The 24,541-nt window shown below is 36.5% G+C and carries 25 protein-coding genes; 18 read left to right on the forward strand and 7 right to left on the reverse strand.

The window, feature by feature from the left end:
- Nucleotides 1-17: 17 nt before the first annotated feature.
- Genes EK17_RS03025 through EK17_RS03050 form a run of 6 tightly spaced genes read right to left on the reverse strand, consistent with a single transcriptional unit; the run spans nt 18 to nt 6,620 of the window.
- Entirely contained in the window at nt 18-2,171 is a 2,154-nt protein-coding gene (locus EK17_RS03025; protein WP_035587336.1) for an FtsK/SpoIIIE family DNA translocase, read from the reverse strand.
- Complete coding sequence (locus EK17_RS03030; RefSeq protein ID WP_035587339.1) at nt 2,171-3,826, reverse strand: ribonuclease J; 1,656 nt, start codon at nt 3,824-3,826, stop codon at nt 2,171-2,173. Before EK17_RS03030 ends, EK17_RS03025 begins: the two co-directional genes overlap by 1 nt.
- Nucleotides 3,811-4,533, reverse strand: coding sequence for a 16S rRNA (adenine(1518)-N(6)/adenine(1519)-N(6))-dimethyltransferase RsmA (rsmA, locus tag EK17_RS03035; protein ID WP_035587341.1), 723 nt, complete (start codon nt 4,531-4,533; stop codon nt 3,811-3,813). The genes EK17_RS03030 and rsmA overlap by 16 nt, the downstream gene beginning before the upstream one ends.
- Nucleotides 4,512-5,522, reverse strand: a complete 1,011-nt coding sequence (gene pdxA, locus EK17_RS03040; RefSeq protein ID WP_035587343.1) for a 4-hydroxythreonine-4-phosphate dehydrogenase PdxA — start codon at nt 5,520-5,522, stop codon at nt 4,512-4,514. The genes rsmA and pdxA overlap by 22 nt, the downstream gene beginning before the upstream one ends.
- Nucleotides 5,515-5,775, reverse strand: a complete 261-nt coding sequence (locus tag EK17_RS03045; protein WP_035587345.1) for an RNA-binding S4 domain-containing protein — start codon at nt 5,773-5,775, stop codon at nt 5,515-5,517. The genes pdxA and EK17_RS03045 overlap by 8 nt, the downstream gene beginning before the upstream one ends.
- Nucleotides 5,772-6,620, reverse strand: coding sequence for a peptidyl-prolyl cis-trans isomerase (locus EK17_RS03050; protein WP_035587348.1), 849 nt, complete (start codon nt 6,618-6,620; stop codon nt 5,772-5,774). Before EK17_RS03050 ends, EK17_RS03045 begins: the two co-directional genes overlap by 4 nt.
- 116 nt (nt 6,621-6,736) lie before the next feature.
- Between EK17_RS03050 and EK17_RS03055 the strand changes: the two genes are divergently transcribed.
- From EK17_RS03055 to EK17_RS08940, 6 genes are read left to right on the forward strand one after another with little or no spacing between them, the layout of a single operon-like run.
- Nucleotides 6,737-7,693 carry a 3'-5' exoribonuclease YhaM family protein gene (locus EK17_RS03055; RefSeq protein WP_051904380.1) on the forward strand — a complete coding sequence of 319 codons (957 nt, stop codon included), beginning with the start codon at nt 6,737-6,739 and terminating at the stop codon, nt 7,691-7,693.
- Complete coding sequence (gene tmk / locus EK17_RS03060) at nt 7,662-8,261, forward strand: dTMP kinase (protein ID WP_035587350.1); 600 nt, start codon at nt 7,662-7,664, stop codon at nt 8,259-8,261. Before EK17_RS03055 ends, tmk begins: the two co-directional genes overlap by 32 nt.
- Complete coding sequence (locus EK17_RS03065; protein WP_035587351.1) at nt 8,246-8,809, forward strand: hypothetical protein; 564 nt, start codon at nt 8,246-8,248, stop codon at nt 8,807-8,809. Before tmk ends, EK17_RS03065 begins: the two co-directional genes overlap by 16 nt.
- Complete coding sequence (locus tag EK17_RS03070) at nt 8,809-9,651, forward strand: PSP1 domain-containing protein (protein WP_084675063.1); 843 nt, start codon at nt 8,809-8,811, stop codon at nt 9,649-9,651. Before EK17_RS03065 ends, EK17_RS03070 begins: the two co-directional genes overlap by 1 nt.
- The gene (metG, locus tag EK17_RS03075; RefSeq protein ID WP_035587353.1) at nt 9,648-11,519 is read left to right on the forward strand and encodes a methionine--tRNA ligase; all 1,872 of its coding nucleotides are present in this window, start codon (nt 9,648-9,650) and stop codon (nt 11,517-11,519) included. The genes EK17_RS03070 and metG overlap by 4 nt, the downstream gene beginning before the upstream one ends.
- Nucleotides 11,520-11,533: 14 nt before the next feature.
- Nucleotides 11,534-12,076 carry a hypothetical protein gene (locus EK17_RS08940; protein ID WP_051904381.1) on the forward strand — a complete coding sequence of 181 codons (543 nt, stop codon included), beginning with the start codon at nt 11,534-11,536 and terminating at the stop codon, nt 12,074-12,076.
- Here the strand turns inward: EK17_RS08940 and ccsA are convergent.
- Nucleotides 12,060-14,384: a cytochrome c biogenesis protein CcsA gene (gene ccsA, locus EK17_RS03085; RefSeq protein ID WP_156957511.1), complete on the reverse strand. Its 2,325-nt coding sequence runs from the start codon at nt 14,382-14,384 to the stop codon at nt 12,060-12,062. The genes EK17_RS08940 and ccsA overlap by 17 nt on opposite strands.
- A 172-nt stretch (nt 14,385-14,556) precedes the next feature.
- Here ccsA and nosZ point away from each other — a divergent pair, with 172 nt between their 5' ends.
- From nosZ to EK17_RS03145, 12 genes are all read left to right on the forward strand, one after another.
- Nucleotides 14,557-16,608, forward strand: a complete 2,052-nt coding sequence (nosZ, locus tag EK17_RS03090; protein ID WP_051904383.1) for a Sec-dependent nitrous-oxide reductase — start codon at nt 14,557-14,559, stop codon at nt 16,606-16,608.
- Nucleotides 16,609-16,627: 19 nt separating this feature from the next.
- Nucleotides 16,628-17,017: a hypothetical protein gene (locus tag EK17_RS03095; protein ID WP_035587354.1), complete on the forward strand. Its 390-nt coding sequence runs from the start codon at nt 16,628-16,630 to the stop codon at nt 17,015-17,017.
- A gap of 87 nt (nt 17,018-17,104) precedes the next feature.
- Nucleotides 17,105-17,524: a c-type cytochrome gene (locus tag EK17_RS03100; RefSeq protein ID WP_035587355.1), complete on the forward strand. Its 420-nt coding sequence runs from the start codon at nt 17,105-17,107 to the stop codon at nt 17,522-17,524.
- Between the two features lie 14 nt (nt 17,525-17,538).
- The gene (locus tag EK17_RS03105; protein ID WP_035587356.1) at nt 17,539-18,363 is read left to right on the forward strand and encodes a hypothetical protein; all 825 of its coding nucleotides are present in this window, start codon (nt 17,539-17,541) and stop codon (nt 18,361-18,363) included.
- Nucleotides 18,308-18,682, forward strand: a complete 375-nt coding sequence (locus EK17_RS03110; protein ID WP_156957512.1) for a hypothetical protein — start codon at nt 18,308-18,310, stop codon at nt 18,680-18,682. The genes EK17_RS03105 and EK17_RS03110 overlap by 56 nt, the downstream gene beginning before the upstream one ends.
- A 4-nt stretch (nt 18,683-18,686) precedes the next feature.
- The gene (locus tag EK17_RS03115; protein WP_051904384.1) at nt 18,687-19,214 is read left to right on the forward strand and encodes a hypothetical protein; all 528 of its coding nucleotides are present in this window, start codon (nt 18,687-18,689) and stop codon (nt 19,212-19,214) included.
- Nucleotides 19,198-20,481 (forward strand): nitrous oxide reductase family maturation protein NosD, encoded by a 1,284-nt coding sequence (nosD, locus tag EK17_RS03120; protein WP_051904385.1) that lies wholly within the window; start codon nt 19,198-19,200, stop codon nt 20,479-20,481. The genes EK17_RS03115 and nosD overlap by 17 nt, the downstream gene beginning before the upstream one ends.
- Entirely contained in the window at nt 20,468-21,163 is a 696-nt protein-coding gene (locus EK17_RS03125; RefSeq protein ID WP_051904386.1) for a 4Fe-4S dicluster domain-containing protein, read from the forward strand. Before nosD ends, EK17_RS03125 begins: the two co-directional genes overlap by 14 nt.
- On the forward strand, nt 21,156-22,046 hold the full coding sequence (locus EK17_RS03130; protein WP_035587358.1) for a NapH/MauN family ferredoxin-type protein: 891 nt from the start codon (nt 21,156-21,158) through the stop codon (nt 22,044-22,046). Before EK17_RS03125 ends, EK17_RS03130 begins: the two co-directional genes overlap by 8 nt.
- 9 nt (nt 22,047-22,055) lie before the next feature.
- The gene (locus tag EK17_RS03135) at nt 22,056-22,712 is read left to right on the forward strand and encodes an ATP-binding cassette domain-containing protein (RefSeq protein ID WP_051904387.1); all 657 of its coding nucleotides are present in this window, start codon (nt 22,056-22,058) and stop codon (nt 22,710-22,712) included.
- A complete protein-coding gene (locus tag EK17_RS03140; RefSeq protein ID WP_051904388.1) occupies nt 22,709-23,539 on the forward strand; it encodes an ABC transporter permease in 831 nt (276 codons plus the stop codon). The genes EK17_RS03135 and EK17_RS03140 overlap by 4 nt, the downstream gene beginning before the upstream one ends.
- Before the next feature lie 13 nt (nt 23,540-23,552).
- Complete coding sequence (locus EK17_RS03145; protein WP_035587359.1) at nt 23,553-24,530, forward strand: right-handed parallel beta-helix repeat-containing protein; 978 nt, start codon at nt 23,553-23,555, stop codon at nt 24,528-24,530.
- The last annotated feature ends 11 nt before the right edge of the window (nt 24,531-24,541 follow it).

Consider the following 24,541-nt stretch of genomic DNA (forward strand, 5'->3'; position numbering starts at 1 on the left):
TCACAGCCCCTCCTTGATTAGATAAGAATTTCCCGTTTACCCCTGTGGTCGGGTTTTGATAGTATACCTTTTTTTTCCATCTGTTCAACAATTCTTGCGGCTTTATTGTAGCCAATTTTAAGTTTTCTTTGCAAGAACGATATAGATGGATTGCCTCCCTCTTTTATGATCTGGACAGCCTCATCAAAGAGAGGGTCCAGTTCCTCATCGTCATCTTCTTTAACCACCTCTTTTGTTGCCTCAATCAGCTCCTCGTTGTAATCCGGACTACCCTGAGCCTTAACAAAATCCGTTACAGCTTTGATTTCGTTATCATCGATAAACGCTCCATGAATCCTTACAAGCGATGAAGCACCCGGTTGCATCAGTAGCATATCGCCCTTGCCAAGCAAAGCTTCAGCACCTTGAGTATCCAGTATCGTGCGTGAATCAACCTTTGAGGTAACCTTAAACGATATCCTTGCAGGAAAGTTTGCCTTAATTAAACCCGTTATAACATCCACGCTGGGGCGTTGTGTTGCTACAATCAGATGAATGCCACTTGCCCTTGCCTTTTGAGCCAGTCTTTCTATATAAACCTCCACCTTTTTGCCAGAGACCATCATTAAATCTGCAAGCTCATCTATAACTACAACTATGTAAGGCATGGGTGGATAATCTATCTGGCCCGCTTTTGCTTTTTTATTAAAACCTTCGATATTTCTTACGCCTGCCTCACTCATGATTTTGTAGCGTGTCTCCATTTCGTTTATTAAGGCACTCAAGGCAGCTGCTGCCTCTTTTGGGTCTGTTACAACTGGCATCATCATATGAGGAATACCATCATAAATGGAGAGCTCAAGGATCTTGGGATCGATCATGACGAATTTAACCTCATCGGGACGCGCCTTATATAAAATGCTGATAATCATCGTATTGATTGACACACTTTTGCCGCTGCCTGTGGCACCTGCTATCAAAAGATGGGGCATTTTTGTAAGGTCTGCTATAAATACATTACCTACCGTATCCTTACCTAGCCCCAGTGTGAGTTTTGATGATGCATTGATAAACGCTTTAGATGAGATTATATCGCGCATATAAACGATTTCTCTGTTTTTGTTTGAAATTTCTATACCTATGGCCGCTTTGCCTGGAATGGGAGCAATAATTCTAACAGACATCGCTTCCATGGCTAAAGCAAGGTCGTTGTAAAGGTTGGCGATTTTGCTTATTTTTATGCCCGATTTTGGCCTAAATTCATACATCGTGACAACTGGCCCTGGTCTAACATTAACCACTTTGCCTTCAACGCCAAAATGTTTGAGTTTTTCTTCTAATTTTCTTGCGCTTTCTGTGATTTCTTTAGGGTTTATTATGCCGTTTGAATATTCAGGTGTTTTGAGTAGCTCAACAGGAGGGAATAAATAATCCTCATCCTTGTTGTTTATGATCGCCTGGGGTTTACTGTCTTCATCTTCTATATACTCTATGTTTATACTATCTTCGTTTGAATAATTTTCTAAATCACTTTTGTTATCTAACTCTTTTGTTTGAGAGGAATCTTCTTTTTGTTCTAAAGAATCGGCTTTGTTGTCTTTGATATTATTTGCTGTCTGAGGGTTTATTGTTGGGGGATTTTGTGTTTCTGCTGGCTGTTTTTCTTTTTTTTTTGAATTATCCTGGCTGCGGTTTTGCTTTATTCTTTCTGCAATAAACAGTAAAAACTCTTTTTGAGCAAGATAAAGTATGGCAGCAGAGATAGGCAAAAGAATCAAAAAAGTGCCTATTTTACCCAGCAGAAACTCTATGCTTCTGCCAATCATAAAACCTATACTTCCACATGCAAAATAGCCAATCGATACAAGATGATTTCTTTCTGCGCCAACCGCAGCATAAAGCACTATATCGAATGCTACAGCAAATAAAACAGTAAAGGTTATGCTTCTGATAAATTTTAACGGGTGTTTGGCATAAGAAAAACTGCTTAGGGAGAAAAAAATTGGCAGAGCAAAGCCAATTATTCCAAATCTATTGAGAATAAAAAAAGAGACCTTTGCGCCAACAAGCCCTATAAAATTCCTTATGTGATAGGGGTAGAATGTGTCGCTAAAATGGTATGAAACAAGCGAAAGCAACAATATGGTGTTTACAAAGAGATTTAGTAGAATAAATCCGTTGATTTTTTTCATTATATCTCCATGATTATTGGCAAAACCATCGGGTTTCTCATCAGTTTTTTGTGTAAAAACTTATTCATTGCTTTTCTAATTTTCTTTTTAATTTCAAAAGAATCGGTGCGAAGATCAATATTGCTTTGGTTTATCAGGTTTTTTACCATCATCGTAGCCTCATGCAAGAGCTTTTGATGTTTTTCCTCATAAAGCAACCCTTTTGTTATGATTTCCGGATTGTTCAAAAGTTCTCCTGTTGTCGCACTCACAGATACTATAACAACAACAAAACCATCGGTGGATAATTTAAGCCTATCTCTAATAACAACATCTTCGATATCCCCAACGCCTTTACCATCAACAAAAACCCTGCCTGTCTGTATTTTACCAACAACTTTTGCTGAGTCTTTTTTCAACTCCAAAACATCGCCGTTGTCTAAACTAAATATCTTATGCGGGTCTATACCAAGTTCTCTGGCTATCTTGGCATGCTCCCGTCTCATCATGTATTCACCATGAATCGGCACAAAGTATTCAGGTCTCACCATGTTTATCATAAGTTTTAGTTCTTCTTTTGAAGCATGACCTGACACATGTACATCGGAGTTGCCTTCATAAAAAACATCTGCACCCTTTCTTGCTAAAACATTGATAATTTTTAGAATGGCTCGCTCATTGCCCGGTATGGCTTTGGCTGATATTACCACTGTATCTGTTGGTTTGATTTTTATCTTTTTATGCTCTCCTAAGGCAATGCGGGATAATCCGCTCATAGGCTCACCCTGGGAGCCTGTTGTAACGATAATTATCTTGTTGTCGGGGTATTTGTTTAAATCATCCTCTGTAATTAATATACCATCGGTTATATCAAGATAACCAAGCTCTCTGGCTATGTTTGCATTTTGGATCATGCTTTTGCCTGTAATGCAAACCTTTCTATCTGTTTCCTTTGCGGTATTGATAACCTGCTGAATTCTGTGGATGTTTGATGCAAATGTTACAACAAGGATTCTACCTGGTGCGTTAGAGAATATATTAAAAAAACCCTTTTTTATCTCACGCTCTGAGCCTGTGTAACCCTTGACCATTGCGTTTGTGGAATCGCTTAAAAGCAGCTTTACACCCTTTGAGCCGTATTCTGAAAACTTAAGCAGGTCAAACGGCTTCCCATCAACAGGCGTCTGGTCTATCTTAAAATCCCCTGTATGAATGATAACGCCCACATCGGTAGTGATTGCAAAAGCCACACCATCTACGATTGAATGGGTGGTTCTGATTGGTTCTATCTCAAAATCCCCTATTTTGAATTTCTTTGATGGTTCTATCTCAACCATTTTAACATGGGTTAAGTCAAACTCCTTTAGTTTTGTTCTAACAAGTCCCAATGTGAGTTTTGTGCCATATATAGGCACATTGACATTACTTAAGAGATAAGGGATTGCACCAACATGATCTTCGTGGGCGTGTGTTAAAAGCAGGGCTTTGAATTTGTCTTTGTTTTCATAAATGTAGCTAAAATCGGGAATGACAATATCAACACCTAACATATCTTCCTCAGGAAACATCAAGCCCGCATCAACTAAAATAAGGTCGTTTTCTGTTTCAAAAATCGTTGAGTTTATGCCTATTTCGTCCAATCCACCCAATGCAGCGATTTTTACTGAGTCTGCCATCTTTCTCTCCACAGATTTATAATTTCCTCAATAGATAGTTGAAACGGCCTTTTTTTAAAAATCTCATCGTTACTATCTATTGAGAGATTGTTTTTTACTGTTTTTCTTGGATGAGCAAACAGTTTATCCAGAAAATCAAAAAAGGTGTCGTTTATGTTAGGGATATCTGTTTTGCGTGTTAGCTTAACAACGGCTGAGTTAACCTTTGGAGGCGGCAAAAAACTTGCAGGTTTAACATTGAATAGTTTTTTTGGTGTATAGTATAACTGACACAAGATACTGAATTTACCAAATTCTCTAAATCCAGTGTGGGCTATGATTTTATCTGCTACCTCTTTTTGAACCATCAAAACCATTTCCTTTACAAACCTATATTGAAAGATGAAATTTTTTATAATGTTTTTTGCCATATTATACGGCAGGTTTCCTGCTATAGATACCTCTTGTTTAAGCTTAATTTCTCTTCCATCACCCCTGATCAACAACAAACTACTACCCCTAAAACGATTCTTAAGATACCAGATTAAATCATAATCTATTTCAATACCAACAACAAAACTTGCCACATCCAATAATTTTTTTGTTAAAGACCCTCTCCCAGGGCCTATCTCTACGATTAAATTTTTATTTTCTATTGCTTCTACAATTCGCTCAGCCACCTCCTCATTGATAAGGAAATGTTGACCTAACTCCTTTTTTGTTTCCATCGAGCCATTCTGTATGCCTGCTTTATAGCCTCTGAGAAGCTCTTGTGGCTTGCAATAAATTTACCCGCTATATCGAATGCCGTACCGTGATCAGGAGATGTTCTGATGATTGGAATCCCTAAGGTGATATTTACGCTTGTATCAAAATAAAGAGCCTTCAATACTGGCAAACCCTGATCGTGGTACATGCATATAAAACAGTCAAATTTAGTAGATTTATTCTTTATAAACATCGTGTCTGCTGGAAAAGGGCCTTCTATAGCTATGCCTTTCTCCTTTGCCTTTCTTATAGCTGGCTTTATAAATAGCTCCTCCTCATCACCCATTATGCCGCCATCTGATGAATGAGGGTTTAAGCCTGCAATTGCAATCTGGGGATTTTCAATACCAAACCACTTGTTTAAGTCTGAATGAACTATCTCTATTGTCTTTAACACCTTCTGTGTTGTGATATGTTTTGGCACATCTTTAAGCGGTATATGGGTTGTTACAAGGGCTATTCTAAAACGCTTTGCGGCAAGCATCATAACATAATCGGTTGTATTGGTCATCTCTGCAAGTGCATCGGTATGCCCCATATATTTATGTCCAGCCAAATTTATAGCCTCTTTGTTTATAGGAGCTGTTATTATTGCATCAATGTAATCGCTTTTTGCAGCATCTACAGCTGCTTTAAAGCTTCTAAATGCAACATCGCCACATTGACCCGACAGTCTACCAACAGGCAGTGGATCGGGCAGCTCTCCCTCAACTTCGATGATATTTATCTCTCCTTCTTTGTATTCCTGGTTTATAGATTCAACTGTTGTAATCGTATTTATTGGCATAGCAAGGTTGAATAGATCTAAATAGAATTCAAATACACTTTTCTTTCCAAATATAATTAATTTGTACTTGGAGTTGTTCTCATAAATGATCTGTTTTAGGATTATCTCAGGACCTATGCCCGCTGCATCTCCCATACTAACGCCAAGAATTGGTTTACTCATAATACTCCTCACCGATCATTGTAAAGTATTTATAGGCTTCGTTTTTTCTAACAGTGCTTTGTGGAACCTCCTCAACCCTGTATCTAACTTTTTTCTGTTTGAAGAAAATCTCTATTGTATCGCCCTTTTTGATTTCTGTTGAGGCTTTGGCTTTTTTTGAGTTTACAAACACAAATCCATCATCACACATCTGCTTGGCAATACTTCTTCTTTTAATAATCCTTGTTTGCTTTAAAAACAGATCAAGTCTCATTTGAGATAGATTTCTATATCAGCTCTTGAGCGCACCATCTTTAGCCAGCTGTTTAACTTTGCCTGAAGTCTTTGTTCTATCAGCCTGTTTCTGGCTATGGTTTCAATATCGCTGCTGTTTTTATAGCCCAAAAGCTTTACGATATAGTAATTTCCATCTGATTCTATAATGTCTGAATATTCTCCTGCCTTTAGTGAAAGCAATTTTTCTCTTAGGTAAGGATTTACTGCACCAACAGGTATAACCCTTTTTGTTTGTTTGTTTAAAGAGTATTTAGCTGCAACCTCATCGAAAGACTTGCCTTCTTTGAGCAACTTATAAGCTTTTTGTGCATCTTTGAGTGTTTTTAGTGTAATAATATCTAACTGAAATAGTTTTGTGTTTTGCTCAAATAGTTCTTTGTGCTGTTTTATATAATTTTTAATCTCTTTTTTTGAAATTTTAATTGTTGGCAAAAAACTCCTTCGGGCAAATTTAATCTGATAAATCCTCAATTTAATGCCTTCTTTGTAATAGTGTAAATCTATGCCGCTTTCTTTGAGTTTGTTTAAAAACTCATCCACAGTAAGGTTATTTTGATTTGCTATCTGCTGGATATATTTTTCTACCTCCTCATCAGTTACCTCGATACCTACATTTTTTGCCATCTGCTCAATCAAATATCCATCGATAACTTCATTTAAAAGCTGCTTTGGTGTTTTTGCCTGATAAAAACCTGCTATATTTTTAAGCTCATAAAGTGTAATAGGCCCTCCGTTAACTGTTGCAACAATTTTGTCAATTAGCTCAGCCCTTGCAGTTAAGCTAAAAACTATTATAACAACTGCTACAAGAAAACTCTTCATCTTTGCCACTCTCCTTTTTTATCTCACATCTAACTATACAAAAAAAACCGTATTTAGCAAGAAGTTTCTTGAAAAGATAGCCTTATTTGGTTATCTTTTTAGCCAAGGAGGAGTCTATGTATGATTGTATTGAGGCAATAAAACAAAAAAGAATAAAAAAGATAGAAAAAGAGACATTTCTGGTGTCTGAGAAACATATCCTTAAGGCAAGAAATGGTGATGAATATGTGGGTTTGAAGCTAAAGGACAGAAGCGGCATTATAGATGCAAAGATATGGAACAATCTATTGCATCTAAAGGATAGATTTGAAGCGGGTGATTTTGTGAAGATAACAGGTGAGAGCAATTTTTATAACGATAACTGGCAGGTAATTATCAAGGATATTGAAAAAATAGATGAAAAGGATGTTGATAAAAAGGCGTTTTTGCCTTCCACAAGCAAAAATTTAGACCAACTGCAAAATGAACTGTTTGGTTTAATCGATAGCATAAAGCATCCCGGCTTGAAAAAGCTCCTTGAGGAGATCTTTACAGATGAAGTATTTTTTGAACGATTTATTCATGCTCCCGCTGCAAAATCGATGCATCACGCCTATGTCGGTGGGCTTTTGGAGCATACCGTTTCTGTGGGCAAAATTGCATTATCTTTGACTAAAGAATACAAAGATATAGACAGAGATATGCTAATAAGCTGCGCACTTTTGCACGATATAGGCAAGGTTTATGAGTTGGACCCCATGACCTTTAACTACACAACAGAAGGTAAACTGATAGGTCATATCATTATCGGATATACAATCGTTCAAAATAAACTTGAAAAGCTCAATGTGTCCGAAGATACAAAAATCAACCTTCTGCACTGCATTTTAGCTCATCACGGTGAATATGAATACGGATCACCAAAAAAACCCAAAACAAAAGAGGCTATTTTGATAAATCTGATAGATATGCTGGATTCTCGAATGGAGCCAGTTTTAAATGCAAAGATAGATGAAAACACAGGCTGGAGCGATATGATTAGAATTATAGGAAAGAGTATCTATGCGCCAAAAAAACAAAAAGAACTCTTATAAATATATTGCCTTTGAAGGTATAGACAAAAGCGGCAAGACCACCATAGCGGAAAAATTTGCCGATTATCTTTCTATTGAATACCCTGTCTTTCTAACAAAAGAACCTGGTGCAAAAAGCGGCGTTTTCAGAGATCTACTGTTAAGTCAGAGATGGAATAAAAAAACCGAGTTGTTTTTGTTTTTGGCAGACAGAGCAGATGGTGTTGAACTTATAAAAAAAAGGCTTACAGAAGGTATTGTAATAAGCGACAGAAGCCTATATTCAACTCTGGCTTATCAGGGCTACGGTGAGGGTATAGATATAGATTTTTTAACAGAGCTAAACAGGTTTGCCACAGATAATCTGTTTCCCGATGTTGTTTTTTTGATCGATATAGACCTTGATACAATGAAAAAAAGAAGCAGTCAGGCTGATGCCATAGAATCAAAATCTATTGAGTTTTTTAAACGGGTAAGAGAAGGTTATCTGAGACTTGCAGATAGATTTGATAATTTTTTTGTTATTGATGGAACTAAAACTATAGAAAAGGTATTTAACCAGGTGGTTGATATATGGAATTCTCTTTAGATAAATTCAGTGTTTACATACTTGATGGTTTCAGAAAAGATGAAGCAGAAGCCCTGTTTGATGCAAAAATAGAGTATTTTGATAAGCTTTCAATAGATGATGTAAGAAACATCAAACAGATGGCTGAGACTGCAACATCGAAGATAGCTTTCTTTATTAATGAGGTGGGTTTTGAGGCTCAAAACGCCCTTCTAAAGATTACCGAGGAGCCGCCGCAAAATGTCTATTTTGTATTTTTAAATAAAGAGCTTCTATTGGATACACTTATCTCACGAGCGCAGATTATTAGAAAACCATCTAAAAGGTCTATTGATGATGAGATAGAAAGACTCATGAATAGTGATAAAGAAGAGATTTTTAGCTATATCATGCAATTAAAAAAGGATGAGATTTTAACCTTTACTGAGAAACTGAAGGATACACTTGCTTTAAAAGGAGAATATAGAAAGCTTGAAAAACTCTCAGAGATGATAGCCGATTTTAAGCAATTCAACTTAAATGAACAGCTGTTTCTTGCTAATGTATTTGACTGTATAATGGAGGCGTGATGAAGATTGCAATTGTTGAATTTATGAGGGTGGGTCACCTTTACCCATACACCTTTGATGGTATCGAATTAGAAAGAGGCGATATGGTGCTTGCGGAGTATGAGAGGGGTCTGCAGTTAGGGAAGGTTGTAAAAATCGATGAAATCCAGACAACTGATGAGGATGTAAAGCCAATTATCAGAAAGGCAACGCAGGAAGACTTAGAAACCTACAACGAAAACAGAGAGCTTGAGAAAAAGGCTTTTGAGGTTTGCAGAGAGGAGATAAAGAAATTTCAACTCAATATGAAGCTTGTAAAAGTTGAATATATGATGGATAGAAAAAAAATCGTTTTTTACTTTACCTCACCCACGCGGGTGGATTTCAGATCGCTTGTCAAAAGCCTTGCCTCAATCTTTAAAGCCCGCATAGAGATGCGCCAGATTGGCGTAAGGGATGAAGCTCGAATTCTTGGAGGGTTGGGATTGTGTGGCGATGAGCTGTGCTGCTCTCGTTTTTTGAGGGTGTTTAACCCTGTAACAATGAAGATGACAAAGCAGCAGAATCTCAACATAAATGTTAAAAAAATATCCGGTGCATGTGGCAGGCTGATGTGTTGCCTGTGGTATGAACATGAGTTGTATGAGGAATTTCTGGAGATTGCACCACCCATGGATGCATTGGGCAGGGCAGGAGAGATAGAAGGTAGGGTTGTTTACATAAACCCTATAAAAAGAACCGTTATTTTAAGAACGCAGGATGGTATTATGGCAGAGGTTGCCTTCAACGAAGTGGAGGTTATAGAAAAACCGCAAAATAGTATGGAAGATGATCAAAATAATGATGAAGGAGAGGAACAATGAAAAAACATTACATTACCACACCGATCTACTATGTAAACGATGTGCCCCATATCGGGCATTCCTACACAACACTTGCAGCCGACACACTTGCAAGATACAGAAGACTGTTGGGTGATGAGGTATTTTTTTTAACGGGCACAGACGAGCATGGGCAGAAAATTCAAAAAGCAGCAAAGCAGCAGGGACTAAGCCCCAAACAGCTTGCCGACAGGGTTGTTGAAAACTTTAAAAAATTGTGGGTAAAACTTGACATAACCAACAATTACTTTATCAGAACAACCAATGAAAACCACAAAAAATGTGTTCAGGAAGCGTTTGAATATATCTACAAAAAGGGTGATATCTATAAGGGCGAGTATGAGGGATGGTATTGCATACCCTGCGAAAGCTACTACTCAGAAATCGAAATAGGCGAGGATAAAACCTGCCCTGTATGCGGTAGAAAGCTGGACCTTGTAAAAGAGGAGAGTTATTTCTTTAAGCTTTCTGCCTATCAGGATAGGCTACTTGATTTTTACAATAAGCATCCCGATTTTGTTTTGCCTCAAAGCCGTTATAACGAAATAAAGAGCTTCGTCAATATGGGGCTTAAGGATTTAAGCATCACAAGGACATCATTTGATTGGGGCATCCCCGTTCCGTTTGATGATAAGCATGTGATTTATGTCTGGTTTGATGCACTGTTGAATTATGTGAGCGCCATTGGTTGTAAAAAAGGTGAGTTTAATAGTATATGGCCAGCTGATGTGCATTTTGTGGGTAAGGATATCTTGAGATTCCATGCCGTATACTGGCCAGCCTTTTTAATGGCACTCGATATTGAATTGCCCAAACATGTTGTGGCGCATGGCTGGTGGACTGTGGATGGTAAAAAGATGAGCAAATCTTTAGGCAATGTTGTTGACCCCAATGAGATGATTGAAAAATACCCACGCGATGCATACAGGTATTTCCTTTTGCGTAATGTGCCGTTTGGGCTTGATGGTGATTTTTCAGAGAGCGAGCTAATAGAAAGAATTAATTCTGATCTGGTAAACGATTTTGGCAATCTTTTAAACAGAAGCCTTACCATGATGGAAAAATACTCTGGTGGTATTATTGAGCGCCCTGAGGCTATCGAAGATGATACCCTATCTACATCTGCAAAGGATACATTCGATAAGGTAAAAAAAGACCTTGAAGTGTTCAGGTTTGATGAGGCTTTAATAGATATCTTTGAATACATAAGAAAGGTCAATAAATACATTACAGAAAAAGAACCGTGGAGTTTGAAAAAAGCAAAAAAAGAAGATGAGCTAAAAGAGGTGCTTTATAACATTTATGCAGCCCTGAAGTTTATCAGTGGTGTTATTTCACCGTTTTTACCTGATGCAGCATCAAAGATGCAAAAGATGCTTGCCATAGATAAAAACCACAAAATAGATTTTTATCTTGATTTCTATAATATTGAAAAGGCTACTGTTAAAAAAGAGGGAATGCTGTTTGAAAGAATAGAAACAGAAAAATCTAAAGAGGAAAAAACAGAAAAAAAAGAGGAGGACAAAAGAATTTCGATTGATGAGTTCTTTAATGTAAAATTAAAAGTTGCAAAGGTTCTTGAGGCAGAAAGTGTTGAAAAATCAAGAAAATTGCTTAAACTTAAAATTGATATAGGAGAGAAAAAACCGCGTACACTTGTTGCTGGCTTGAAGGAGTTTTATAAACCAGAGGAGTTGGTGGGAAAATACATAATAGTGGTGGCAAATTTGAAACCTGCCAAACTGATGGGTATTGAATCAAACGGCATGTTGCTTGCGGCAAAGGATGGTGAAAACCTGGCTTTGCTTACAGTGGAAAAACCCGTAAAACCTGGCGCATCGATTAGTTAAAAAGGAGGGGCGGCATGAATGTAAATCCTGCTGCCTCCAATCCCATACTTTACTATAAATTGGATCCGGGCGAGTGGGGATCTTCTGCGCCTGCCTCAGCAGGTCAGTCTGTTGCCCATGTTTCAGGTCATGAATCTGCAAACCTTTTGCGTTTTGAAAATCAGGCTGCTAAAAAGGGCTGCTATGTTGTGGCAAAAGATCTGTATCTAAATTTTTCTAAAAATGGCATCTATCTTGCTGCAACAAGCGGCAGATCACAGGCTATAACATACTGCCCCAAAAAAGATAAAAATCAGATTATAAAAAACAATATCAAAACGGCTATTGACAAAAAGATCGCAAGCTACAGCAAACAGCAACTTGAACTTGAAATCCTTGCAAAAACATCCAAAGATAATGCCTCCAGAACGATTTTTGAGGAAAAACTTAAGGAGATTAGGGATAGAAAACTACTACTTGAACAGAAGAAATTGAGAATTTATACACAACTAACGCTTCTACTTGCCCAGAATATCAATGTAAGCCCGCAGCTTTTAAATATCAATATCTACGCTTGAAAAAACCTATAACATAAAACGATAATCCATACCAGATAGCTGCTAAAGCAAGCATAAAGTAAAAAAGCATGATGCTTCCAGAGCCCCTGCCGTATGAATGCAGACCCGCTGCAATGTAGAAGTTTACGCCAAAGTATGTTAAAAGGATAAAATCAAATCCTAAAAAAGCCAGAATAGATAGTAAAATATCTGATAGTTTTCTTATGTATTTTAAATGCAGAATAAAGCTGTATATGAGAATACTTATCAAAGACCAGGTTTCTTTGGGATCCCAGCTCCAGTATGAACCCCAGCTTTGATAAGCCCATACAGCACCAAAGATTGTGCCTATGACAAGCAACATTAAACCAAAATAAATGTTTATCTCAATAATATTTGAGAGTTGCTCTGTGCTTTTATTTTTTTTCTTTATAAAAAAGTAGATTATAATGTTTAGAAGACCTAATATTGCAGCAATTGAAAAAAATCCATAACTGATAATGGAAAATGCCACATGTATAACAAGCCAGTATGATTTTAGCACAGGCACCATATTTGTTATCTGGGGATTTACATCGCTGATTGCTGCCGTAAGCATAAACATACCCGCTGCAAAAAAACCTCCGCCAAAGACAAGGGGGGATTTTTTTATGAAAAGCATTGAGACAAGGGCACTTGAAAAACCTATAAATACAATAGACTCATAGGCATCAGACCAGGGAGCATGGGATGCTATATACCAGCGCAAACCCATATTGGCAGCATGTATGAGAATAGCTATAAAGCCCAGACTGTATAGTGTTTTTTTGATTTTTTTGAGTTGTTTTTGAAAGATTATCTCAACCAATCCGATTATTATTCCTATTATTCCAAGCAGCGTATAGACACCTATGAGTTTTTCAAATATATTCAGGTGGTTGTAAAGAATCTCTAAATTTAATTTTGTTTTTGATGGCATAATAGAGCCCGCAAGGTTTTTTTGAAGTGTATAGAGCGTATCTACTTGTTTTGTTAATTGTTTTGCATTGTTATCCTTTAAGGCTTTTATAATTCTGTAAAAAATTAGAAATTCTTGTGAGTAGAGTTTGTCTGGTGTTGTATGAAGACGCATAAGAATCTCTATAGGGCTTAGCCACTTTGATGAATTGTCTATCTGTGGAAAGATTGTAAAGATTTGCGATGTAAATGTTTCATGAAATACATACAATGCATCGTTTAATTTCAATAACTCCCTTTCTGTCTCGTTTAGCTGTGACGCTTTTTTATTAAATGCTTTATAGAGTTGCGATAGAAAAATAAATTTACCATTTTTAAAGAAATCGTTATAGCTTGCATATCTGCCCTTTATATGCAGCTGTTTTTTTAAAATTTTGCTTTTAATAAAAAAGAGTGGCATATTTTTAAATTCATCGGGATAGAGCAAAATTCCTAAGACAACCTGGTTATAATTTAATCCGTATATTTTTCTTTTATGTGTTATCTTTTTTGTGATAGACAGATTTAAGCTATCAAGAGGCTGTATCCGTCCATTTGAAAGAATGGCTATTTTTCCAAATTCATTGGCGATGCTTTTTGTTTTTTTAGCGTATAGGTTAAGATTGAAAGCCATTGATTGGATAGATAATGCTACTATTGCAATAATTATAAAAAAAGTTAATTGTCTCTTTAAAAAAAGTAAAGAATACACCAAAAAGGCGATTGATATAAGTAAAAAACCAAAAAAAACTACTTTTGCGCCAGGATCATAGCTTACCGTCAAAATCGTGCCTTTTTTGTCTGGATCGTAGGCTGTTTGATATATATTGTATCCCCTATACGATAAAATATAGTTCATGTAAATATGGTATGGGAATTTTCTGTGGAACTGTTTATCAATCACCTCAATGTAGCTATCATAGGAGCTTGGCTGATTACTACCTGGATAGTAGGAAATTGAGAATTTTGTTAATTTAACGACAAAAGGGATACTCCTTTTTGTTATTGTGTTGTTTTTTATGATTTCTATTGTTGAGGATGACTGGTTGTTTCTTAAGTGCAGAATGCCTGAGAAACCAAAAAAATGCGTAATAAAAGAGCCTGCAATTATAATGACTATAGAAACATGCAAAAGCAAAATCCATAGGTTTTTTTTAGAGGGTTTATATTGTTTAAAAATATAGATAATAGCCATAAATATAAATAGAAAAGCAATACCTACAGGCCAGGTTCCATAGATATAATTTGATAAGTTTTGGTTTAAGGTTGCAATAAGAAGAATTATACTAAACAGGAGGATAATACAGAACGATAGTTTTAGGATAAATTCATAGGTAGTTTGTTTCTTGTTCACAAAATAATTTTACCAAAGAAAAACTTTTTAAACAAGACAAAATAACAATAAATTTATTCTTTAAATACTCAAAATTAAAATTTTTTCTTGACAATTTATTTATTTTATCTTTAATATAGAAGGGGTAATTATTTTTTAGTTAATTATTTAATTGGTGTTTGGGAGGTATGGTATGGGCAAGAAGAAACTTTCGAGGAGGTCACTTTTAAAAGGTGCGGCTATAGGTGGAATTGGTGCAGCTGTAGCAGGCAGTCAGCTTCTTGGCAAAACACCAAAAGCGGATGCAGCAGGAATCTCGGGCGAGCTTGCCAGGGTTATGAAGGAAAGAGGACTTTCACCAGATGATGTGCTGGCTGCTGCAAAAACCTATATCCCTGAGGGTGTACACGATCCTTATCTGTGTATTTCCTCTGGTGGTCAAAGCGGTCAGTTGATTTTATACGGTGTTCCTTCAATGAGGATTCTTAAGATAATAGGCGTTTTTGGTCTTGAGACATGGCAGGGCTGGGGATTTGATAAGGAAAGCCAGGAAATTCTAAAGCAGGGTAATGTTATGGGAAAACCCGTTTATACGGGCGATACCCACCATCCGGGATTTTCTGAAACAAAGGGTGACTATGATGGCGAGTATGTATTTATTAATGACAAAAGCCAGGGTAGAATAGCCGTTATAGACACAAGGGACTGGCAGACAAAACAGATCGTTAAAAACCCTGTTTTAAAGTCCACTCACGGTGGTACAAGTGTTACTCAGGATACTGAGTATGTATTTACGGCCTGTCAGTATGCTGCTCCATACGACAACAAATACTATGATCCGATGGATCAGGAGACTTACAACAAATACTTCAGGGGTGGTCATACCTACTGGAAATTTGATCGCAAAAAAGGCAGAATCGACATGGAAAACTCCTTCACCATTGAGTTGCCACCTTATATGCAGGATATTAATGACTGTGGAAAATTGATGAGTCATGGATGGGGCTTCTCGAACTCTTTTAACACTGAAAGGTACCTTGGTGGAATAGAGAGAGGCAATCCACCATTTGAGGCTGGATGTTCTGCAAACGACACCGACTTTATCCATATGACAAACTGGCTGAAAGCCGAAGAGGTTATAAAGAAAGGTGATTATAAGGTTATCAATGGTCATAAGGTAATACCTATGGATGTTGCCATTGAAAATGGCCTTGTTTACCTGATTCCTGTTATGAAGAGCCCTCATGGTATAACTGTGAGCCCCGATGGCAGATATATACTTGCAAGTGGTAAGCTTGACACTCACGTTTCCGTATATGACTTTAAGAAAATCATGCATCTGATTGATAGAAAAATTTATGACGGCAAAGATCCTTATGGTATTCCTATTCTTTCAATGAGAAGAACTCTGCATGGAATGGTTCAGACCGGTCTTGGCCCTCTACACAACCAGTTTGATGTTGCTGATACCCATATTGCTTATAACTCTCTGTTTGTTGATTCAGCCATTGTTAAATATGATTATATCAAACTTAAGGTTCTTGATAGAATACCGATTCACTATAATGTTGGACATTTAACAGCTGTTCATGGTGACACGGTTAATCCAAGGGGTAAATACCTTATCTCATTGAATAAGCTTGCTATCGATAGATTTGCACCTATTGGTCCTCTCCATCCACAGAACCACGAGCTTATAGACATCTCTGATCCTTTGCATAAAAACATGAGAATGCTTTATGCTATGCCAGTTCCAATAGGTGAGCCGCATTACGCTCAGATCATTGAAACAAGTATTTTGAAGAAGAGAACCTGGAAGGTTTATCCTCTGGGAACAGATGCAACAACAATGGCAAGATCACCTTATAGAACGCTTGCCGGTAGAGAAAAAATCATTAGAAAAGGCAATCATGTTGAAGTATGGGCAACGGCTATCAGGAGTCATTTTAATCCTGAGCATATCTACTGCAAGGTTGGTGATAAGGTTACTATTCATATTACAAACCTTGAAAGGGCTGAGGATGAAACGCACGATTTCGGTATCTATTATTACAATGTAACTGCATCTCTTGAGCCTGGAAAAACCGCCACTGTTGAATTTATTGCAGATAAAGAGGGTATATTCCCGTATTATTGTCAGGAATTCTGTTCAGCATTACATCTTGAGATGTTTGGTTATCTTGCGGTTCTGCCAAAAGATGCAGAATTTCCTGAGGGTGCCTTCTTTAACCATGAAGAAGAATAAAAGTTGAAAGGAGTGTGCTATGAGAAGAATTATTACATTAAATTTTGCCCTGTTTATTCTGGCAGCCTTTTTGTCTCTGCCTGTTTTGCAGGCCCATGCAACAGAAAATTACAAGGCTCTTTATTACAAAACCATTAAAACAAACGACGGAATAAGGCATCAGATAAAAATTGTTAAGAAAAAACTCACAAAAGCTGGCTATAAGAAGAATGCTCATGCTGTTGCAATTATGAGTGATGCAAACGATCAGATAAAGTATGCAAACCAGGTTAGAGCCAAAGCTGAAAAGCTTGCAAAAGAAGGTAAGTATAAAGCTGCGTATCTCTGGGCATATCAGGAATTCCAGTATCTTGTTAAAGCTGTGGTTAAGCTCAATGTTATAAACAATCTTATTACATCCCAGAAATAATTTCTTGCAACATTTTATTAGTTAGATATACAATTGAGTCTAAAGGGGCGGGGCTAACCCGCCTCAATTTTTCAGAAGGAGGATTTTATGAAAGGGTTGAGATTTTTGGGTGTGGCGATTATAGCCGTTTCTATTATTACTTCATCTGTGGCATTTGCTAAAGATAATTCAACAAAAAAACAGTACACAAAAAAGGAACTCAAGCAACTGAGAGATGTGTTTGATAACTACGGCTGCAGTGGATGCCATATGTATATGCACAAAGATTCAACCTCCGGACCAGCTGTTGCCGTAATTGCAGCAATGTCAAAAGCAAAAACAAAGGAATGGGTTGAAAGTTGGATAATGAATCCAAAAAAACATTACAATGAACCTGATGTCAGAGCTTTGATAAATCAGTATGTTCAATACATGCCCAATAATGGAGTTACAAAAGAAGATGCCGAAAAGCTTTATGAGTATTTAATGGCAGTGGCAAACGGAGCTTACGATAAAAAGAAAAAATAAGGAAGGGTTAGAAAGTGAAACTTGAAAGATATCAGATATACGGAATTATAGGTGCAATTTTACTGTTTATTTCCCTTTTGTGGCCTAAAATTTACAACAAGCATGATTATATCAGAATGATAAATGCAGGAAGAATAGAGAATATATACAAACTTAAAGGTTTTGTAAAAAAATGGACAGAAATTGGTAAAAAAATTCCACCTTTTGTTATTAAAGTGGGTAATAAAGTGTTCGTGCCCCAGGGTGCGCCGTTATGGAGAATTATAATAACATCTCCACTATACCCTAAATCTACATACCCCAATGGTCTGGATGTTGATATAATGATCAATGGACCCCATAATGCATGTAAGGTAACCGATTGTTTACATGAAATAAATACACTCAATCACTATATAGGCATGAGCCCATTAAGTAGCGCTGCTCCTGTATTCAGCAGAGTGGGCAGTTATCTGGCTTTGTTAATGTTTTTTATGGTTCTGGTTTTTATTTTTGTGAAAAAGAAGGTGCTTGGGTGGTTTGTTCTTCTACCTATCATAACACCTCTATTATTTTTACTTATATTTACATATTGGACTCACTGGCTCGGGTTTAACCTTGATCCATGGGCATCTTACAAGGTTCATTCTTTTACACCTGTATTGTATGGAATTGGTAAAATTACGGTTTATACGACGCATAATAGACCGGGTTATGGCTTTACATTGATGGTTCTTGCATCAATATTTCTATTTCTTGCCTATTTATCCAAGAAAAAATATGTAGAGAGTACGGAGAAGGTAAATGAAGTTAGTGTTAGTGGTGCTGATAGCACTCATGTTACTGCCACCTCAGGTTAGGGCTTCGGACTATAAACAGTTATATGATAGGCAGGTTGAGACAAATAAAGCTATGGTTGCTACAGATGCAATGATATTACTATGGTTTAAAAATCATCCAGATTATAAGAAATACTCTTCTATAAAAACAAGGGTGCTCAACCTGTATAAAATTTTAGAACAGGCAAAAACTGCGCATGAAAAATCGATTGAGTTTTCTAAGAAGGGAGATTTTGAGAAAGCATACCAGTGGGCAAAAAAGGAATGGGGTTTTTTGAATGATATTGCGGTAAAGGGCAAAAAAATACAGGAGAATTATAAAGAGCTGGAGGCTGAGTAGTTAAATGAATAGAACTTTAAAATTATTTCTTCCTATTGTATTGCTTGTTATAGGTGCAGTTGTTGTTTTTATCTTTATATTTGGTGTTCATAAGAAGAACAACCTGATGAAACCTGTACCTATTAGATGGGGTGAAGATGTATGTGTCAGATGTGATATGAGTATTGTAGATGGTTATCATGCCGCAGAAATCATAAATCCACTTACAAAAAAGGCATATAAGTTTGATGATATAGGTTGTGCGGTACTGTGGTTATACAAGGAACATCATTTTAAATGGGCAGATAAGGCTGTTATATGGGTAACAAGCGCCAAAAATGGCCAATGGATCAACGCAAAAAAAGCCTGCTGGGTATCCGGTCAGATAACACCGATGGGGTTTGGGTTTGGAGCCTACAGGCAGAAACCTTCTAATGTAAAAGAATGTATAAAATGGAAAGATCTCATTAGAAGAATTTTCATAAAAGAGAAAAAATTTGAAAAAGCTCTTTATTCCAATTTTTATTCAGGTGACAATGCTTCCAAGAAATAAAGTATACGGGTTGTTAGCCATATTTGTAATTTTTATAGCCAGTAGTGTATATGCTCAATCTTTGCAACAATTGATTGATAATGCCAAATCTGGCAGTGTAATTGTTTTAAAGAAAGATATATATTATGGTCCTATAACAATTAAAAAACCTATAACAATAGATGGTGCTAATGAGGCAATTATAGATGGTCAGGGTAAAGGTAATGTAATTACAATTCTTTCTGATAATGTAACTGTAAAGAATCTCATCATTCAGAATTCCGGGGATCAGGGATGGCGAATGGATGCAGGCATTGCTGTTAAAAAAGCCAACCATATCAAAATTATACATAATACAATAAAAGATTGCTTATATGGTATTCAGACTAAATATATGAATTATAGTCTTATAGAGGGTAACGATATATCTTCAAAACCATATAAACAGGTAGGGTTAAGGGGGGATGCAATAAGATTATGGTGGAGCCATCATAATCTTGTAAAAAACAATTATGTTCATGATTCACGGGATGTTATTATCTGGTTTTGTAGGCACGACACTTTAGAGAATCAGGTAACGGTAAGATCGCGCTACGGCATACATTTTATGTACTCAAACTACGATAAAGTGATTAATTATCGTGGCGACCATAATATGGTGGGAATATATGATATGTACACAACGAATGTTGAAATAGATGGAGCGCTTATTACAAATAACACAACAGTTACCGCAATAGGTATAGGTTTAAAAGATGCCAGCAATCTCATTGCAAAAAATATTACAATTGAGCATTGTACAAGAGGTATATTTATAGATGAATCACCTTATGAGCCGGGTACATCCTGTAAATTTCAAAATATAAGCTTTTTATATACAACTGTTGCTATGGATTTTAACACAGATGTTACAAGAAACAGGAATATTTTCATACACAACAATTACATTGGAAATCTTAAAGATATACGGGTTACAGGTGGAATGATTGACAGAAAAAGGGGTAAATGGCTAAAAAATTACTGGGATAGGTATATTGGATACGATGAAAACGGCGATGGCATAGGGGATTTACCTTATTTTGAGCTAAGCTATTCAGGATTGATAGGTGAGAACAATCCACAATTGATGATTTTTAATGGTTCGCCGGTTATTACTTTTATTAGGTTCATTGAAAAACTCCTGCCCTTTTCTCAACCACATATACTTCTTGAGGATAAAAAACCCTTAATGAAAATGTTAAAAATAAAATCATTGACAGTTAAGGAGAAGGATGATGGAAAGGCGTGATTTTGTTAAATTTTTAGGTGTAACTGTAGCAGGGACAGCCATTGGTGTTGGAGTAACACCAATTTTATCGAAATCCGGATATAAATTATTAAGGCCACCGGGAGCTATTGATGAAAAAGAATTTTTAGGTGCATGTATAAAATGTGGATTGTGTGTTCAGATATGCCCTGTTAACTGCATTAAACTTGCAGATATTGATGAGGGTTTGTCTTACCAAACCCCCTATATAGATGCTCGAACCAACGCATGTGATTTTTCCTGCAAAGGCGTCCAGTGTGTGCTTGTTTGTCCTACATATGCTTTAGAGCATGAGCTTGCGGAAACGCCTGAAAAAGTAAGAATGGGTCTTGCGAAGGTTATACCTGATAGATGTCTTGCTGTAAAAGGTGAAAAACTCAAGGAAAAATCAAAGCATAAATGGGATGAATGGAAATACAAATGGAAGGTAAATCCCGATTCGTACATAAAGGATGTATGTGAGCTGTGTTTTGATAAATGTCCAATAGGACCATCTGCGATTACCATGGAAGAAAGAAAAGATGAAAAAACAGGCAGAACATATCAAATACCTGTTGTTCAGCAGGGTTGCACAGGTTGTGGAGTTTGCGAGATGGTTTGTCCGGTAGAACCACCGGCCATTGTTATTATTCCAAGGGAAAAATGGGGTGAAAAAAATGGCTAAAAAAGAAATAAAGAGGGGTAATTTCTATGAACTGTTTATAAATACCAGAAAAATTAGACCCGGTAGAATATCGTACAGATGCATAAGATGGTTTAGCATTATTTTGATAACCGCTACATTTGCCTTTTCATATAAATGGGCGCTGGATTTTCTTGCAGGTAGTCTTAATGGGTCAAGACTAATGAGTTTCTTTTTAATTGATCTGTACACGGGGCTTGAATATATACTGGCACATAAGGCTTTAACATTTAACGCACTTGTGGGTTTGTTGACAATACTCCTATTTTACTTTGTTGTGGGCGGAAGAACATTTTGTGGCTGGGTATGTCCATATAACCTACTTGCAGAAATTGGCGAGATTATTCATGAGTACCTGAGAAAAAAGGGTATAATTAAAAAAAGAAGAATGTATTCAGAAAAAATCCGATATGCTTTCTGGGTAATATTCCTGTTAATTCCATTTATTACAGGGGCGATCTTTTTTGAATCCTTTAATCCGCTGGACATAATAAACAGATCTTTTATCTATGGCCCTACAGTAATGGTATTCTGGGCTTTACTGTTGCTATTGGTGGAGGTTTTTTATGCCAGAAGATTCTGGTGCAAGTATGTCTGCCCAACAGGGACAACTTACGGTATGGTTGGCAAAGTGGGTATGCTCAGGGTAAAATTTGACCTTGATAATTGCACGCATTGCGGTAATTGTTATAAGGTGTGTATTGAGCCCACCCTTTTAACAGATGCACTTAAAGAGGCAAAAACAAAAGAAGATAGAAAAGCATTTGTAAAAGGGCTTGCCTGCATAAACTGTGCAAGATGCATAGATGTTTGTGCATATGATGCCTTGAAGTTTGATTTGAGATACATAGAGAAGATACTTTAGGAGGCAATATTGATAAAAATAAGAAATGTTATTAAAGATTTCGGTAAGGGGGCCGTACTTAAAGATATTAATCTTACAATAGAAAAAGGCGAAAGGGTTATGGTAGTTGGTGGAAATGGCAGCGGAAAAACAACGCTTTTGAGGTGCATTATTGGCTCATATTCATTTGAAGGGCAGATAAGTATACTGGATATGGATGCCAGAAAAGATAAAAGCAGACTTGCTTCCTTTATTGGTTATGTGCCACAGGTTCCTCCCCCGATATTGATGAGTGTAGAACAGCTTATAGATTTTGTTGCAGATGTTGATGGAAATGAGAATGAAAAAGATTTGATTTATCAGATGTTAGATAAACTAAACTTTGAAAAATCCGGAATCAAAAGACATTTTAAGAAATTATCAGGTGGTATGCAAAAAAAAGTTCTTGTTGCCATTGCACTTGGCAGGCAGCCAGACATTCTTATCCTGGATGAACCTCTTGCATATATAGACCCTCAAAGCAGGATGGAAATATCAAGGGCTATAAATGAAATGCCAGCAGAGTTAACTCTTATCTACACATCCCACAAAGAGGAAAAGGGCAGCATAAAGGCAGACAGAATTATAGAAATGGATAATGGTCTGGTTGTAAGGGATGAACCTTATTCAGATGAGGTGGAAAATTGAAAAAATTCATTAAAATGGTTTTTTTTGAGCTTAAAGATTCCTTCAGGGCAAGGTGGTTTTATATATATTTTGTGATCTTTTTTGGTATGATGGTTGGTTTTTTGTGGTCTGGTGTTACAGCTTCTGAGGTTTTAGGTTTTACTGGTCTTACAAGGGTGCTGGTAGCCTATATAGAAATTACAGTTATTATATTACCGCTGTTTATTCTCATAAGTGCCTCTCGATCTGTTGTTGCAGAAAAAGAATTTTTTATTCTTGAGTATATACTTTCTTTTCCTGTTTCTATAGGTCAGTACTACTGGGGAAAGTTTGTTGGTAAATTTATAACCATTTTAATTCCCGTCTATCTGGCTTTTCTTGCAAGCGTTTTATGGGGAGGGGTTGTCAAACATTTTGTTATACCGTGGAATATTTACTTCATATACGCAACTCTACTTATATCTTTGTCCATAAGCTTTCTTGGTCTTGCTTTCTTGATTTCTTCTCTTTCTCAGAAACAGGATACAGCAATATTTATGGGATTTTTTGTCTGGTTGTTTTTTGTTTTGTTTATTGATGTGGGAATTCTGGGATTATTCTTAAAATTTGGTATTGATATAAATATAGTGCTTGCTATGGCGTTGGCCAATCCGCTTGATCTGTTTAGAATTGCTGCCTTCAGTCTTTTCGATCCTAAACTGGCTGCAATTGGTCCCATTGCCTGGACATTGCTTGGTAAATTGGGTAACAATGGGCTTTTAGCTCTTGCTTTTATTTATCCATCATTGGTTGGAATAATAATGGGTGTAGTTGGTTATGTTTATTTCAAACATGGTGACTATATTTAATGAGGAGGATAAAATGAAAAAGTATTATATTGGTTTTATTGGAGTTTTGCTGCTTTTATTTGCTATCTCTGCCAATGCATCAACCCTTCAGCAGCTGATAGATAAAGCACAGAAAGGTCAGACAGTTACGCTTAAAAAAGGTGCTGTTTATAAAGGTGGAATAGTAATTAAAAATAAATCTCTAAAACTATACTGCAACCATGCAGTTATTGATGCAGCTTCACAAAAGGATGTTATAACAATAATTCATTCACCTCATACGGTTATTAAGGATTGCGTTATAAAAAATTCAGGCTCAAGCGGATGGAGAATGGACGCTGCTATCAAAGTTGTAGGATCTAAACATGTAACATTAATGAATAATAAAATTAAAAATTGTCTTTACGGTATAGTGGCGAAAAATAGCCCTTATTTGTTAATAGAGGGAAACGAAATAGCCTCTAAATCATTCTCAGAAGGTGAAAAGGGTGATGGTATAAGGTTGTGGTGGTCTTCTAACTCAAGAGTTGTTGACAATTTTATTCATGATTCCAGAGATGTTGTATCTATCTTTTCCAATAATGTTGTATTTAAAGGCAACAAAGCGAAGCATTCTCATATAGGTGTAATGATTCAAAACTCCAACAACAATAAAATACTCGATTTTAAGGGCAAAAATAATGAGGTTAACATATTTTTAAATTCATCGGATGGTACAATAATAAAATCTTTCAGTATAAATAATAATGGCAAATACAGGGGTGTTGTACTTGTAAGGGCAAGCGATACATTAGTGGAAAATGGTAAAATTAGTGGTTGCAAAAAAGCTCTTGTAGTTAATCTGTCACCTGCAAAAGCTGGAAGCAGGAATGTATTTAAAAATATCGTAATAGAAAATAGTAATATAGGTGTTTATCTTCATACAACGAAGGAGCAGGTTAAAAGGAATATTTTTTCAAATATGAAATATTCACATAATAAGGTTAATATTCTTAATGAGTGGAACAAATAAGTATATTAGTA

Origin of the sequence: Hippea jasoniae (genome assembly GCF_000744435.1) — a bacterium.
Taxonomy (GTDB): domain Bacteria; phylum Campylobacterota_A; class Desulfurellia; order Desulfurellales; family Hippeaceae; genus Hippea; species Hippea jasoniae.